This is a genomic window from Paenibacillus camelliae (genome assembly GCF_023715345.1).
Taxonomy (GTDB): domain Bacteria; phylum Bacillota; class Bacilli; order Paenibacillales; family Paenibacillaceae; genus Pristimantibacillus; species Pristimantibacillus camelliae.
Genome location: NZ_JAMBNY010000001.1, coordinates 1,229,782 through 1,245,256, shown reverse-complemented (window position 1 = coordinate 1,245,256; position 15,475 = coordinate 1,229,782). Strand labels below are relative to the sequence as shown.

Annotated in this window: 13 protein-coding genes; all 13 read left to right on the top strand. The window is 41.7% G+C overall.

Features of this window, described 5'->3' with window-relative positions; all coding sequences use genetic code 11:
* The first annotated feature begins 8 nt into the window (after positions 1 to 8).
* The 13 genes from M3180_RS05575 to M3180_RS05515 all read left to right on the top strand — a co-directional run bounded on the left by M3180_RS05575 (position 9) and on the right by M3180_RS05515 (position 15,473).
* Positions 9 to 1,796, top strand: a complete 1,788-nt coding sequence (locus tag M3180_RS05575; RefSeq protein WP_251666285.1) for a sensor histidine kinase — start codon at positions 9 to 11, stop codon at positions 1,794 to 1,796.
* Positions 1,797 to 1,798: 2 nt separating this feature from the next.
* Complete coding sequence (locus M3180_RS05570; protein ID WP_251666284.1) at positions 1,799 to 3,277, top strand: response regulator transcription factor; 1,479 nt, start codon at positions 1,799 to 1,801, stop codon at positions 3,275 to 3,277.
* Positions 3,274 to 4,581, top strand: a complete 1,308-nt coding sequence (locus M3180_RS05565) for an ABC transporter substrate-binding protein (RefSeq protein WP_251666283.1) — start codon at positions 3,274 to 3,276, stop codon at positions 4,579 to 4,581. The genes M3180_RS05570 and M3180_RS05565 overlap by 4 nt, the downstream gene beginning before the upstream one ends.
* Before the next feature lie 115 nt (positions 4,582 to 4,696).
* A complete protein-coding gene (locus M3180_RS05560; protein WP_251666282.1) occupies positions 4,697 to 6,058 on the top strand; it encodes an ABC transporter substrate-binding protein in 1,362 nt (453 codons plus the stop codon).
* Positions 6,059 to 6,146: 88 nt separating this feature from the next.
* Entirely contained in the window at positions 6,147 to 7,013 is an 867-nt protein-coding gene (locus M3180_RS05555; protein WP_251666281.1) for a carbohydrate ABC transporter permease, read from the top strand.
* The gene (locus M3180_RS05550; protein ID WP_251666280.1) at positions 7,010 to 7,846 is read left to right on the top strand and encodes a carbohydrate ABC transporter permease; all 837 of its coding nucleotides are present in this window, start codon (positions 7,010 to 7,012) and stop codon (positions 7,844 to 7,846) included. Before M3180_RS05555 ends, M3180_RS05550 begins: the two co-directional genes overlap by 4 nt.
* A 217-nt stretch (positions 7,847 to 8,063) precedes the next feature.
* Complete coding sequence (locus M3180_RS05545) at positions 8,064 to 9,764, top strand: RICIN domain-containing protein (RefSeq protein WP_251666279.1); 1,701 nt, start codon at positions 8,064 to 8,066, stop codon at positions 9,762 to 9,764.
* A 179-nt stretch (positions 9,765 to 9,943) separates the two neighbouring features.
* Positions 9,944 to 10,768, top strand: coding sequence for a carbohydrate ABC transporter permease (locus tag M3180_RS05540; protein WP_251666278.1), 825 nt, complete (start codon positions 9,944 to 9,946; stop codon positions 10,766 to 10,768).
* Between the two features lie 81 nt (positions 10,769 to 10,849).
* Positions 10,850 to 12,064 carry an extracellular solute-binding protein gene (locus M3180_RS05535; RefSeq protein WP_251666277.1) on the top strand — a complete coding sequence of 405 codons (1,215 nt, stop codon included), beginning with the start codon at positions 10,850 to 10,852 and terminating at the stop codon, positions 12,062 to 12,064.
* A gap of 34 nt (positions 12,065 to 12,098) precedes the next feature.
* Positions 12,099 to 12,980, top strand: a complete 882-nt coding sequence (locus M3180_RS05530; RefSeq protein WP_251666276.1) for a carbohydrate ABC transporter permease — start codon at positions 12,099 to 12,101, stop codon at positions 12,978 to 12,980.
* Positions 12,964 to 13,881: a ComEC/Rec2 family competence protein gene (locus tag M3180_RS05525; RefSeq protein ID WP_251666275.1), complete on the top strand. Its 918-nt coding sequence runs from the start codon at positions 12,964 to 12,966 to the stop codon at positions 13,879 to 13,881. Before M3180_RS05530 ends, M3180_RS05525 begins: the two co-directional genes overlap by 17 nt.
* A complete protein-coding gene (locus M3180_RS05520) occupies positions 13,878 to 14,672 on the top strand; it encodes an inositol monophosphatase family protein (protein ID WP_251666274.1) in 795 nt (264 codons plus the stop codon). The genes M3180_RS05525 and M3180_RS05520 overlap by 4 nt, the downstream gene beginning before the upstream one ends.
* An 81-nt stretch (positions 14,673 to 14,753) precedes the next feature.
* The gene (locus M3180_RS05515; protein ID WP_251666273.1) at positions 14,754 to 15,473 is read left to right on the top strand and encodes a GntR family transcriptional regulator; all 720 of its coding nucleotides are present in this window, start codon (positions 14,754 to 14,756) and stop codon (positions 15,471 to 15,473) included.
* Positions 15,474 to 15,475: the final 2 nt, after the last annotated feature.

Here is a 15,475-nt window from a genome sequence, read left to right as displayed (position 1 = left end):
AGTATGCTATGAAGCTAAGAGTAATGCGCAGTTTTTCTGGTGTACTGCGCCAATCACGTATTAGAAGAAGATTTTTCAGTGCAATGATTCTGGTGTCACTCCCGCCACTAATTATATTAGGTTATGTTTCATTTAATATTGCGAAAGAAACGCTAGTCGACAATCATATGGAGAGAAATTCAGGATATTTACAAACGGCCAGTGAGGTAACAGATTTATTACTAAGCAATATTATTAATATGAATCGCATTATCCTTTCCAACGAGGAGCTGAGGGATGATTTATATGCCAGTGGCTCGAATGCTGGAGAGAAGCAGCAGTTTTTAGATGTACGTACGGCTAACAAACTGCAAAATATAGTTGTTTCGAATTTAATTGATACGCAAAATATTGATTCCATCTGTTTGTTCGATCGAAATTTTCGTTCTGTATGCTTTGGGAGGTCTGAGCAGGCAGGAAAGTATGGAACGGATGAGACTAGAATGCAAATAGCCAATACAGATTGGTATAGTGAAGCATCTCGTGCCAAAGGTAAAGAAGTGTTTTTTGGTTACAATGTGCTGGAATCGTCGTTAGATGGTCGCTCATTCTCTAGCGTTAAGCTATTACGAGATCCTAATCGCCTTACGGAAAGCATGATTGGATTGCTCGTCATTAATATTAACAAATCTATCTTTGATCAGTCGGTTATCGGGAGTGGGCAAAACGGCTTTTTAGTGATGGATGCCTCTCATACACCCGAGCCGATTGCAGTGTATGATCTTACGCCTTCGCTGACAGCTAGCATCGGATTAGGTGAAACGTTGGAGGATACTGTTAGCAAGGTGCAGGATGCAGGCTATATAGTAAGTCAGATAACGAATGCAACAACCGGCTGGAGATTTATTCATTATGTAGAAATGAAAACGCTGTTAAACCAATCCGATCGCATTGGTGGTATGACGCTGCTTATCGCTGCTCTTATGGCGGGAATTGCTTTATTAGTTTCATATTTTGTATCGGGTACGATTACACGTCCCTTACTGCAGTTGAAAAAGATGATTGTAGATTGGGCTAAAGGAAGCCCAGTTCATGCTGTATCGTCAACTGATTCATTCGCAGCTGATGAAGTAGGCGTCATTGGTCAAACCTTTCAGAGAATGGCTGCTACTAATCAGCAATTAAGCGAAAGCTTGCTTCAATCTCAGCTGAAGGAGCGTGAGGCAGAGCTTCGTTCCTTACTCTCTCAAATAAAGCCGCACTTCTTGTACAACACATTGGACTCAATCTATTTTATGGCGTTGCTAGAAGATCAGAAGGATATCGCGCAGATGGCGCTTTCTCTTTCGGAAAGCTTCAAGCTCAGCTTAAATAAAGGGAAAGAGCTAATTCCTGTCTTCAAAGAGCTGAAGCATATTGAGCATTATATGATCATTCAAGGCATGCGATATGATAATAGATTCCAGTATGTAGAAGAGGTGGAGGATGAAATAAAGTCCTATGAAATCATGAAGCTATTGCTTCAGCCTTTGGTGGAAAACGCAATGTATCATGGATTGGAGCCAAAGGAAGGTGAAGGAATAATTCGCCTAACCGGACGTAAAGATGGAGATTATCTCGTTTTCACAGTAACGGATAACGGCGTCGGTATGGATGACGTACAAAAAACGGAGCAGGGATACGGCATTCGAAATGTTCGTGAAAGACTCCATCTTTTTTACGGTGGACAAAGTGACTTTAGTATTGTAAGCAAAGTTAATGAAGGTACTCACATTGAGCTGAGGTTTCCTCATCAAGATAGGAAGGGAGACGACTAACCATGCTTAAAGCCGTATTATTTGATGATGAACATATTGTGCTCAAAGGATTACAAAAGCTTATTGTCTGGTCAGAGTGTGGTGTGGAGCTCGTTGCTACTGCTCAAAATGGAAAAAGCGCGTTAGCGGCCATTCGACATCACCAGCCGGATATTGTTTTGACAGATATACGGATGCCTGGCATTGATGGCTTGGAATTAATTCGAACGATTGGTGTTGAGTTTCCTGATACCGTATGTATTGTTTTTAGTGGCTATAACGAATATGAATATGTGAAGACAGCCATTCATCTTGGAGTCATTGATTACTTGGAGAAGCCTATTACTTTGGAGAAAATAAGAGAGGCAATCCATAAAGCAGTTCAACACATTAACGAAAGGTTAGAAATGCTAGAGCTGAAAAAACAAAAAAATCAAAGATTAATAGAGCAAAGCACGATGGAATTGCTTATGAAGGGTCAAGCTGCTGTTCCGAGCTGGATGGAGCAATTCGGCCCGAAGGCAAGCTCTGTGTCAGCTGTAACTGTATTGGCATGTTCTGATGGGCGATACCAAATAAACGAGGACCCATCATACGAGGCCATAAGTATTCGTAATGGTGAAGAGCATACGATTGTTTTGTTTCATTTTGATATGAATTGTCAGAACTGGATGGAGCAATTAAAGGAGCTAACTGATGTAACAGTCGGCTCAGGTAACACGTACACCTCTATGAAAGATGCGAGCAAAAGCTATAAAGAAGCGCATCATGCGCTACGCTATGGTCGTTACTTGGAAGGTAATGGATGGATAACCTTTAATGAATTGGCTGATTTGAGTGAGATTCAGCTGAATACAACGGAAAAGGAAGAAGCGTTGCTATTTGAGCTAAGGCTCGGTAACAAGAAGGAATTTATGATCAAGCTGGATCTTTTTTTAGAGCAATTCAAAAAGCGTTCGATTGACCCTGATGTCGCTGAAATGGAGTTTCTTCAGCTTATTTTTCATTGTATGGAGGCTGCGAAGGAGACAGGTGGAAATGCGGCAGATATATTCTCTCACAGCTTTGTACCACAAAAGGAATTGCGCAATATGAAGACTAGAGATGATGCAGCCATTTGGCTCCGCCAGCAATTAGAATATATTATCGATTGGGTAGTTGGGATTAGACAAAAATCTAAGCACGCAGCTATCGAGAAGGCTATTCGCTACATGGAGGAGCACTATGGTCGTGACTTAACCCAGCAAGAGGTTGCTAACCATGTCAATATGAACGCGACATACTTTAGTTTATTGTTCAAGGAGCAGATGGAGCTCTCTTATATCAAATATTTAACGAAGATACGCATCGAAAAAGCAAAGCTCTTTTTAATAGAGGGACTGCCTATTCAAGAAATTAGTGAACGGGTTGGCTATTATCATGCTAGACATTTTTCAGAGGTGTTCAAAAAGTATGTTGGTCTTACACCAGGTCAGTATCGAACAAAGGGGAATGTGAAATGAATAGCTACCCGATACCGAGAATACTATCTGGCTTGATCATCATTGCAGTACTTTCAGCATGTGGATATAAGCCTGCTCAGGAAACGATTGAACAGCATTCGAGCCAGATCATTATGTATTTATCATCCAATAAGGAGAATGAAGGAAGCGCAAGGATTATTAGTGAGCTTGCTCGTGAATATCAGGCTGCAAATCCTGAAATAAAGTTCAAATTTGAAAACGTCGCGGAAAGTAATTTGAATCAGCGTGTTCAATTGCTGGCGGCAAGTAACGATCTTCCTGTGCTTTTCAGCTATCAATCGGGCAAACCGTTGCTAGATTTGATACATAGTGATGCAGTGCTAGACTTGGAAGAAGCATTCAGTGAATTAGGTATGATGAATCAACTTAATCCCGCGGCTGTCGAGCTATTGAAATCATACGCGAACGGTGAAGGGTTGTATGCGCTGCCGCTTGAGTTCAATATCGAAGGCTTCTGGTATAACAAAGAAATTTTCAAACAGCATGAGCTTCAGGTACCCCAAACCTGGAACGAATTGCTTCAAGCTTCAGAGATACTACATACAAGCGGAGTACAGCCATTTGCCGTTGCAGGCAAGGATAAGTGGCCGATTACTAGACTAATTAACGCTTACGCTATTCGAATGTATGGTGCGGATGTCATGGAGCGTGTTGATAAAGGCGAGATGTCTTTGACAGATGAAGGCTTTGTAGAGGCAGTGGATACAGTTCAGCAAATGGCACTTAAAGGATACTTGGGGCCAAGAATAAATACGACAGATATGGAGACTTCGTTAAATGCATTTCTGCAAGGCAAGACGGCTATGTTTTATATGGGAAGCTGGCAGCTTCGTGCATTCAATAACAAGGATCAGAACCATATTGGTGAGGAATCTATTGGTTTCTTTAGTATTCCTCTTGTAGAAGGAGGGATTGGAACATTAGATGAGTACCCTGTAAACGCAGGATTAACTACCTCCTTTTCGAAAGCAGCTTATACACCTGAAGTTGGCAAATGGATGAAATATGTGTTTGAACGATACGGAGATCGTGCGATGAATGATCTAGGTATGATTACTGGTTTTCAAATTCAAAATACACCAGAAGATCTGCCGCCATTAACGAGACTTGTCCAAGAAAAAATAACGGAAGCAAAAAAAGGTGCACTTTGGTTTGAGGCCAGGTTCAATACTAGTGCACAGCTGCTGGCATGGGATAATGCGCAGCTATTAATGACTAATGAGGATTATACTGCCAATCAATATTTGACAGAGCTACAGGAGGAGCTTGCACGAGGACATTAATTACACCCAAAAAATGCGGTACTCAAGCAAAAAATGAAGCGCTTACTCATTATCGCTATACCCTATAGAATTGAAATTGTAGAAACGTAATGACAATTTCACAGGGGGTAATTAAATGAAAGTGTTGAATCGTAAGACGTTAGTCATGTTATTAGTAGCAATACTGCTAGTGCTTGGAGCATGCTCATCTAATAGCAACAACTCTGGTACATCCAATGCTACGAACAATCCTAATAATTCAACTGAATCACCTTCTCCTTCAACTTCAACGGATGAACCTGTAACGTTAACTATGCTGGTTTCTGGAGCAAAGGCAGCTGAAGGTGAAGATTTTGAGCTGGAAACTTTACCACGATTAGTGAGAGAAAAGTTTCCAAACGTAACACTTGAAGTACAGAAGCTTCCAGATGAGCAGTACTATACAACGGTTAAAACAAAGCTTGGTGCTGGTGAAGGACCGGATATTTTCTTAGTGTTCCCGAAGCTCGCTAATATGGGAGCGATAGAAGTCGCTAAGGCAGGCTATGCAGCTGATCTGTCAGAGCTTAGCTTCTGGGATCGTGTAAGTCAGGCTGCGAAAAATGATATGAGCTATGACGGTAAGCCGTATGCAGTAGCTAAAGGAATGGACATTCTTGGAACATTCTATAATAAGGATTTATTTGAACAAGCCGGTATAACTGAAGTGCCTACCGATTGGCCTAGCTTCCTTGATGCTTCTGAAAAACTGAAAGCGGCAGGCATCACACCAATCGTAATGGGAGATAAAGATCCATGGGTTATTCAGTTCGGTATGTATCAACTTGCAGCTAATAGTGTATATCCTTCTGATCCAGAATTCGATAATAAGCTGCAAACTGGTGAAACCGAGCTAACAGATGAAAAATGGATTAAGACGCTCAATCAATACAAAGAACTTTACGATAAAGGTTATGTTGTGAGCGGCTCTTTAGGAATGGCGAGCGCTCAAGCCATCCAACAATTTGTAGACGGAAAAGCAGCGATGATCTTTACAGGAACCTGGGATTTGCCTGGCGTAACAGCATCTGGCGCATCTGAATTTGAACGTGGATTCTTCTCACTTCCTGGTAACGATGCTAACCAACCCGTGTATGCTTCTGCTTCTACTGCTGCGGGCTACGCACTTAATGCCAAATCAGCTAATCTCGATGTAGCAAAGCAAGTATTCGAATATTTGTATGATGCTGAATCTCCATTGTTTGAAGCTTGGGTTGCATCAAATCCATCTATTAGTGTATTTAGCGGCGTTGAGTTGCAACATGATATTTTTCAAAATGTACTAAGTGAGATTCAATCTTCAGGGAATGCATTCTATTTCTCTAATCAAATGTGGCCTGCAGGCGTAAGCGATGTTATGCAATCTAAGTTCGCTGAAATTATCGGAGGTAAAAATACAACGGCCGAAGATGTAGCCAAAGCTATGCAGGACAAATACAAAGAACTATACAAAGAGTAATAAGTTCGCTTAACTTTAGAGCGGAACGACCGCTCCGAAGTTAATATTTGATTGGGAAGGGAAAGAATCATCCATGAATAGTGCGGTCATGAAAAAGACAATGTATTTTTTTGTGCTACCTGCTCTCCTGTTTTATTGTATTTTCTGGATATTTCCAATCCTTAAACTGTTTCAATACAGCGTTACGGATTATAACGGATATGTTCAAAATTTTAATTATGTAGGGTTCAATAACTTTAAGACGCTCTTTCAGGAAGAAGTACTAGTAACCTCCATTAAAAACACACTAGTTTATACAGCTATTACCGTTATTCTTGGTAATATTATAGCTCTTTTGCTGGCGTTGCTTTTGAATGCTAATATTCGAGCGAAAGGGTTTTACCGTTCAGCTTTCTACATTCCAACATTGTTCAGTGCGATCGTAGTAGGATTTATTTGGAGCTATGTTTATATGCCACAGGAGGGACTTATCGCGTCGTTTCTAGCAAAAATTGGATTAACTAACTGGGACACGAATTTCCTTGGCAGTTATTCGAAGGCACTATATTCAATTATTGCAGTAGATATATGGAAAAACATAGGTACGAGTGTCATTATCTTTCTAGCAGGCTTGCAAACGGTACCCCACGAGCTGCTGGAAGCAGGTAAAATTGACGGAGCTGGTAAATGGAAGCTGTTTCGTTTTATTACACTTCCTATGCTTGCAACCTCGGTTACTATTAACATAACACTTAGCGTTATTAACGGACTTAAAGCATTTGATTTCCCGTTTATTATGACAAATGGTGGTCCAGGAATATCAACGAATACTCTTATATATGCCATGTACAAGATGGCATTTACTGATCAGCTTTTCGGAAAAGCATCAGCACTAGGTATTATTTCTTTTGCGATTATTATTGCAATAACTATTGTTTGTGTACTGACATTGAATAAGAAGGAGGTATCGGCATGAGAACCGAGTCTCTTATAAGGAAACTGGGGACACACCTCCTACTTCTCATTCTAGTATTTATTAATTTAGTTCCACTAATTATTGTGCTATCAAGCTCTTTGCGTTCACCGCGCAATATGACGAATCCTCTGAATTGGTTCAATGAGTTCACATTTGATAGCTTTATATCTGCTTATACGAGAATGCATTTTCCAATAGCATTATGGAACAGTATGGTGCTCACCTCGGTTTCCGTTGTGTTTGTTGTCCTATTGGCGGCGATGGCTGCATACCCAATGGCAAGAATTAGAAGCAGGACAAGTAAGTTTTTATACATTTTCTTTTTAGCAGGACTTGTTGTTCCAGGACAAATGGTGCTAATTCCGATTATTCAGATGATTAAGAGCTTAGGAATTCCGTTAGGGCAATATACACCAATATTAATGTTTATTACATGTAGCTTGCCTTTCTCCACCTTTCTATACACCGGATTTGTTCGGAGTAGTGTACCAGAGGAAATTGAAGAAGCGGCTTACATTGATGGAGCGGGCTTGATGAAGCGTTTTTGGAAAATTGTTTTTCCTTTACTTTTACCGGTTACGGTTTCAGTTATTATTACTCAAGGCGTCTGGATTTGGAACGATTACTTCTTCAATATGGTTTTTATTACGAAAACACTGGATGCCCCACTTCCGGTTGCTATGCTAGGTTTCCTAGGCGATCAGCAAAACCCGGCGCAATGGAATGTGCTTTTCGCGGCTTGTATCTTATGTGCGTTGCCATTATTACTAATGTTTTTTGCTCTTCAAAAATACTTTGTGGGCGGGCTTACTATGGGATCAGTCAAAGGCTAGGTTCCAATCTACACAAAACCGTTTGATCAATGGTGGAAATAGCTGCTTGCAAACTCATTAAAGCTCATTGGATATGAATCCGATGGGCTTTTTTGTATTTCTAATTGAGACAAGTAAAGATGTGGATATTAAATATAAATATGGTAATTGTTGTATTTGGTAAGCGCTGTCATAATTAGGCTGCAATACAAAAAAATTTGTTGGGAGTTGGTCATTTGTGAAGAAGAAAAAAAGGTTATTGAAGACACTAGTCATGCTTACCTTACTAATCGCAATGGTGCTACCAGCCAGTTCGCCTGCTTATGCTTGGCAGGGAATGCCAATGTCCAAGCTGCATGTGAGCGGAAACCAATTGGTGAATGCAAGTGGAGAGCCTGTACTGCTGAGTGGTTGGCATCAACCAACGGGATCGTATTGGACATACCAGAGCAGCAATTACTATTTGAACCGAAACAATGGCAATCGTCATGCTGCCACTTTAGAGTACTTAAAAGAAATTACGGACACATTTACGGATACTTCTCCAAAATACGGCAACGATCATGGCTGGTACTCGAATCAAGTTAGACTATTTATTGATCGTGAAGACATGGGTGATGTTGCTGCAGGAACGTACAATTTTGCAGGTCTACAGACCGTTACACAAAACGTGATTATTCCATACATTCAATACGCAGAAACTAAAGGGCTATATGTGACCCTTGGTTTAGACTTTACGTTTTCTAACAATGAGGCGACTACTCAAGCCAATCTCGATAAGTTCAACGAAATATGGGGCTATCTTGCTTCACAGCCCGAGATAAAAAGCGCGAATAATGTCATGTTCGAGCTCGTTAATGAGCCTGTCCTCTCGTATGCGAATGGACGCTGGGGAGGGCATCCATCCGATCCTCAATTCACTGCATTTTGGAATGCTTTACGTGATTTTCAGAATTCAATGATTACTACTATTCGCAGCAAAGGTGCTGATAATGTCATATGGGCAGCAGGCCTAGGCTGGGATCAATATTACCAGCTATGCGCGACGAATCCACTTACAGATCCATTGAACAATATTGGCTATGCGGTACATTGGTATCCAGGATACGGAGCGAACAATAACTATACTATCCTGCAACAGCAGTGGGATACCAATATTAAGCCTTGTGCAGATCATTATCCCATCAATATTACGGAAACAACCTGGTTCAATACGCTGCCAGGAGATTCTGATTATTGGAGCTTGTTTAACGGTAGTAATGAAGGTTTTGGAAAAAACACAAAAGCGATTTTTACTGCTGCCGGTAATGTAAGTATCGCTGTCCATATGAATGGCTTTTTATTAGAGCCAGGACCTAGAAGTTCTTTTGCAGATCCAACGGCTGGATTATTATATGACGGGAATACGGCTCGAGATGGGATGGCACGATTTATTTTCGAGTGGTATTATGAACGAGCACAGATGAACCCTTGGAATGGGATATGGAATGGCTTGTCCTCTGGTTCAACCTACAAGCTGGTTAACCGTCAATCAGGCAAAGTCATCGATGTGCCAGGTGGACAAAACACGAATAACCTACAGCTACAGCAATATACAGATCTAAACACGACGGCACAGCAATGGGTCATTACGGATATGGGCACTTCAACTAACGTTTATCGCTTACGCAGTGTAAGCTCATCAGACGGTAAAGTGATGGATGTTCGTAATGGTACGAAAAATAATGGGGAAGCGATTCAGCTCATGCAGGACTTCTCGAATACAGCCCAACGCTTCCGAATTATAAAGCTTAGCAATGGCTACTGGAGCATAATTAACATAAATAGCAACAAAGCCGTAGAGGTATCTAATTCATCGACTTCTGACGGGGCACTTATTCAACAAAATCTATATCGTGGTAATCTGAATCAGCAGTGGCAGCTGGTAAAAGTTAATTGAAATTCACTTAAGTAAATACAATGCTAGAAAGGACCATTCGATTGAATGGTCTTTTTTATTTCCATTTTCGCAAAATCGGATCTTAACCAATGCTTAATATGAGGATAACACAGTGATAACACATGCTGATTATATTCGTTGTATAGACGTCTAGACAATTAAGAAGGAAGGAGAACAACTTGAACTGGTTAAAGGCGAGCCCAAAATACGTCGTACTAACAGCAGTAGTCCTATGTACACTGTTTCCTGTTTACTGGATGCTAGTTATTGCAACTCAGCGAGATATATTTTCAAAAGTGTCCATTCTGCCGAGCTCCTTAACCTTGGAGCATGTCATCGATATATTTACGAAGGACAACTATATGCTGCCGCTTGCTAACAGCTTTACAATAACTGTTACTTCTCTGTTAATTGTGCTGGTGTTTGGCTTGTCGAGTGCATATGTGCTCGGTCGCAGAACGTTTAGAATTGCCTACAAAAATACTTTGTTGGTTTGGATATTGCTTGTAAGAGTACTCCCACCCATTACATTCGCATTACCGCTTTACATCATGATGAACGACGCTGGATTGCTGAGTACGAAGCTTCCAATCATACTCGCTCATGTACTCGTCAATTTGCCATTAGTCATCTGGTTTATGATGGCGTTTTTCTATAGCGTACCGGAAGAGATCGAGGAAAGTGCAAGAATGGATGGTGCTTCTGAATTCGTTATCTACAGCAAAGTGATTTTGCCGCTTGTACTGCCAGGGATAGCAGCAGTTACGATTCTATCATTTATGGCGTCTTGGAATGAATATTTGTACAGCGTCATTTTTATTCAAAGTCCAGGTGATTTTACAATTCCATTGAAGCTGGCGACGCTGAACAGTGAGCAGGAATTGACGGAGTGGGGCAAGGTAGCTAGCGGAGGTTTGGTATCAGTCATTCCAGTGCTATTAACGGCGGTGTTTATGCAGAAGCATCTCATGAATGGATTAACAGCAGGAGCAGTAAAAGAATAGTGTACTTCTTCAGCAAGAGTAACTTTTTTACACATAGAACGAAACAAAAAAAGGATGAAAATCTGAGGGAGGATATAAGAAGTGAGGAAACGATTAGCTATAACTTTAAGTTTAATGATGGCAGCTTCTATAGTTGCAGGCTGTCAGGCAAAGAGTGAGGACAAGCTTGTTATTGCAGCGAGAGGTGGCTCTCATGTAACGGCTATGGAAGCAGTAAAAGCTGAATTCGAGCAAAAGCATAATGTGAAGGTTGAAATAATTGGGTTAGAATCAGCTGACCTAAAGCAAAAAATATCACTTGACGCTAAAAATAAAAATGGAGCATATGACTTAATCATGGCTGATGATCCTTGGATGCCTGAGCTAAGTGAAGCAGGGATTTTCGCTAACCTTACAGAGCTTGGGGTGGAGGAAGATGCTGATTTTGAAGAATCCTCATTAGCACTTGGTAAGCATCCATATCAGACGGGAGATCTGTATGCTCTACCATTCTCAGGTAACGTTCAATTGTTCTTCTATAATAAGCAGCTGCTAGATAACTATAATGCTGAAGTTCCGCAAAGCTGGGAAGAGGTGCTACATATCGCGAATAAGGCACATGAAGAAGATAATCTAATCGGTTATGTAATCCGCGGCCAGCAAGGCAATCCGATCGTTTCTGATTTCTTGCCGATTTTCTGGGCATATGGTGGACAGGTATTCGACGAGCAATGGAATGCACAGATCGATTCTGAGGCGGGTCAACAAGCTTTAGATACGTACATCCAGCTAGCGGCGGTCGGGGCTAACTATGAAACAACAGATATTGTTAGCTCTGTCTCAGAAGGACGTGCAACGATGGCATTGGGATGGCCGTCGTGGTTTATTGCGGGAGAGACAGCAAGTGCAGATTATGCGCCAATTCCCTCTAAGGCAACAGCTAATGGAGCAGCAGCTTCGACGGGGATGATTGGCAACTGGATGATGGGTGTAACAGCGAATTCACAAAACAAGGAGCTAGCTGCTAACTTCCTGACCTTCATTACTAGCAGCGACACACAGAAAAAGCTGGTAGAGCATGGCGGTGTTCCAACGAGAAAAAGTGTTTATCTAGATAGCGAGCTGGCTGCCAAGTATAAGCATTTCCCAATTATGCTTGAAGCATTGCAAAACTCCGTTGCCCGACCGAGAACAGCAAAATGGTCTCGCGTAGAAGAAGCGCTTGGTGTGGAGCTATCCGCAGCTATTGCAGGTACCAAATCCATCGAGGCGGCATTGTCCGATGCTAATAAAGCGGTTAATGAAATTATGCAATAAATGTATATGCGAATGATGAAGGAGTGGAATAAGCTTGCATAGTAAACGGCGATTTCAATGGACAATGCTGGCTCCTGTCATATTGCTGCTGATTGGCTTAACTGTATTTCCCGTCGTATATACGATCTCGAATAGCTTTACTGATTATTATTATCTTGCTAGTGAAGCAAAGCAGTTTGTTGGCTTAAGAAACTATATTAAAGCAGTTCAGGATGAAGTTTTTCGTAAGGCTGTCTGGAATACGCTTAAGTTTATGCTCTTGGCTGTGACGATTGAAACAGCTCTAGGCTTAGCGATAGCTGTTCTCATCGAAAGCCTTAAAAAAGGTGCTAAGCTTTTGCGAGTATCGCTGCTCATTCCAGCTCTTCTGCCACCGGTAACGGTGGCGTTGATCTGGCAGATGATGCTTAGTAATCATAATGGAATTATTAACCATATGCTGGCTTGGTTTGGTGCGGGACCGTTTAACTATTTGATGGATATCCGTATAGCCTTTAATGCGATTTTATTTATTGATATTTGGCAGTGGACGCCATTTGCATTTCTACTTTTATATGCAGGGCTGCAAGCAGTTCCACGCTCGCAGTATGAAGCGGCTAAAGTGGATGGAGCGGGCAAGCTGCGCATATTCACTCATATTACATTGCCGAATATTATGCCGACTCTGTTATTAGTTATACTACTGCGTACGATTGATACGTTTAGGCTGTTCGATAAGGTCAATATATTAACAGGCGGAGGTCCAGCCAATTCTACGACAACAATCACACAGTATATTTACAGACATGGCGTATACAATTTGCAAATAGGGTATGGAGCAGCAGCCTCCATCATTATGGTCGGGCTCGTGCTATTGTTTTCAGTAATATACATTAAACGTTCGCTCGGAGGAAGCCAGAATGAAATGCGTCATTGATTTTTTGAATGTCGGCTTTGGCGAAGCGACGGTGATACGAATTATTGATGGGGAGCAAAGCTCTTGTCTTGTTGTCGATGGCGGTGATGTAGATTCGCTAAAAAATTCACGCAGGTGCAGCCTAGAACAGTATGTAAGGGAGCATGCAATAGAGAAAATCGACGTGTTGATTTTGACTCATTTTCATAAGGATCATATTGGTGGAGTGCTGGCTATGCTTGGAAAGCTGCCGATCGAGCAAATGCTTTTTCATGTCATGCTTCCGATTCATATTATGCAAAGCGATCTTGATGATCACTCTACTCCTATGCTGGCATCGCTGTCGCTGTATAAGATGCTGCTTACCAAAGCGAATAGGCTGGGTATTCCGATGCGACTGATAAAGGAGCGGCATACGTTCAATGAGCGAGGTGTGTCCTTTTCGCTGCTTACACCAGATCAAGGCAAGCTGCAGTTGCTATGTGATGAGCTGGATAAGCTAGATATGGCCCAGCTCGATCAGCAGCAGCAGCGCTTGAGTCATATTGATCGCTTGCTCAATGAGACAGCTTTAGCTGTGCTAATTCGCCACAATGGTGAATCAGCAGCGCTGCTCACCTCGGATGTTGGTCTTGATTTTTGGGAGCCGTACGAAGGGGAGATTGGACGAGTCCGTTTGCTGCAAGCACCGCATCATGGCGATGCGGGCTGTATATCTCAGCGTTTATTGAAGAGTCTATCTCCACAAATGGTTGTGGTTAGCGCGGATGATGAAGGAACGTATCAGCTTCCTCAGCCGGAATTTGAAGCTTTCATTCGTGAACATTCACAAGCTGAGGTGTATTATACGGAAGCCGAAGCATCTACTCATCGCATCATACGAATCGATATAAATGATTGGAGATTGGATCTAATTAGATGAATAATGAAAGCTTAAATCTAAATGATGTTTTGAAAAACATAGAAGTATGGGTGGAACAGGTTGCCGAGTTTCAGCGCTCTGTGCTGCAGCATAAGCAGCTTCACGTATTAACTAAAGCATATGATACAGATTTTGTAACTAATGCAGACTTAAAGTCAGAGGAGATATTAGTCCAAGGCATTCGGGACAAATATCCTGAACACAGCATCCTAACTGAAGAACAAGGCCTGCTTGAAGCTCATAGTGATTTTCAATGGGTCATTGATCCAATTGACGGGACTACTAATTTTATTCATGGTTTTCCAGTGTACTCGATTTCTATTGCTTTGCAGATTAATGGAATCACTAAAGTGGGATTAGTCTATGCTCCTTTGCTAGCGATGAAGTTCTATGCAATTAAGGGTCAGGGCGCTTATCTGAATGGCAAGCGAATTCTAGTATCAAAAACGAGTGAGCTCGGGCATGGCTTATTAGCTACGGGATTCCCAGGAGCAGGTAGCGAAGAGCAATATAATCTCGCCTACTTTAACCGGATGATAAGTAAGGTAGCTGGCATTCGGCGTACGGGCAGTGCAGCACTAGATTTATGCTTTGTTGCAGCTTCGTTCTTTGATGGATATTGGGAATTCAATCTAAATGAATGGGATCTATGTGCGGGCGCGTTGATCGCTGAAGAAGCAGGAGGGCGGCTGCTGCGAACAAAAGTAGAGGAGCATTCCTTAGTCATTTGCAGTAATGAGCGAATGATAGACGTTTTGCATAGCAGTTTACTAGAGTTAGAGCATAGGTAGGCACAATTGAGTTTTACGTAATATCGAGCTTTGCAGTACTGTTAAAGCTATAAGTTTACTGGAGAATTGGGGTCAAGCATATTGATTAGCTATCAAAATATTAAGCAGGAAATCGAAAAAATGATCGACAACAGCTTCTGGAAGGTAGGACAAAAGCTGCCTTCGGAATATGAGCTTGCCAAGTATTTTAACGTCAGTCGTGAAACATTGCGTGCAGCAATTAAGCTGCTAGAGCAGGAAGGAAAGCTGCTCGTTAAGCATGGAGTAGGTACCTTTGTTATTAAGCCGCTTCCAATGATTCCAAGCAGGCTCGAGCTGCTTCAAAGCACGGGCACAATGATTAAGCTGGCTGGTTTAACAGAAGCAGAAAATAAAGAAATGGTTGGGGAGGTGCAGTGCACAAAGGAATGGGCAACAGCGCTGAGTATTGCCGAGGGCTCAACGGTTGTAAAGCTGGAACGTATTCGCTATGCCGACGGGGAAGCGGTAGCTTACTCTATTAATATGATGCCTAAGGAGCTAGTAGGGGATGCTTTTGAAACAGAAGACTTTTCGGGCTCTCTATTCAGTTTTCTTGAAAACAGGTGCAAGATTCATATTGCTAGAGCCGATACGGAGCTCGTGGTTCCTCTAAAAAAAGATAAATATGTGGCACGATTACAGGTCGAAAAAGAGGAGGAAACACCCGTTATATTGATGAAGCAGCTACATTATGATGAACAGAATAAAGAGGTGCTGTATTCCTACGATTATTTAAGAAATGACATCTTCAATTTTTGGGTACGCAGAGAGCGCAAGTAACA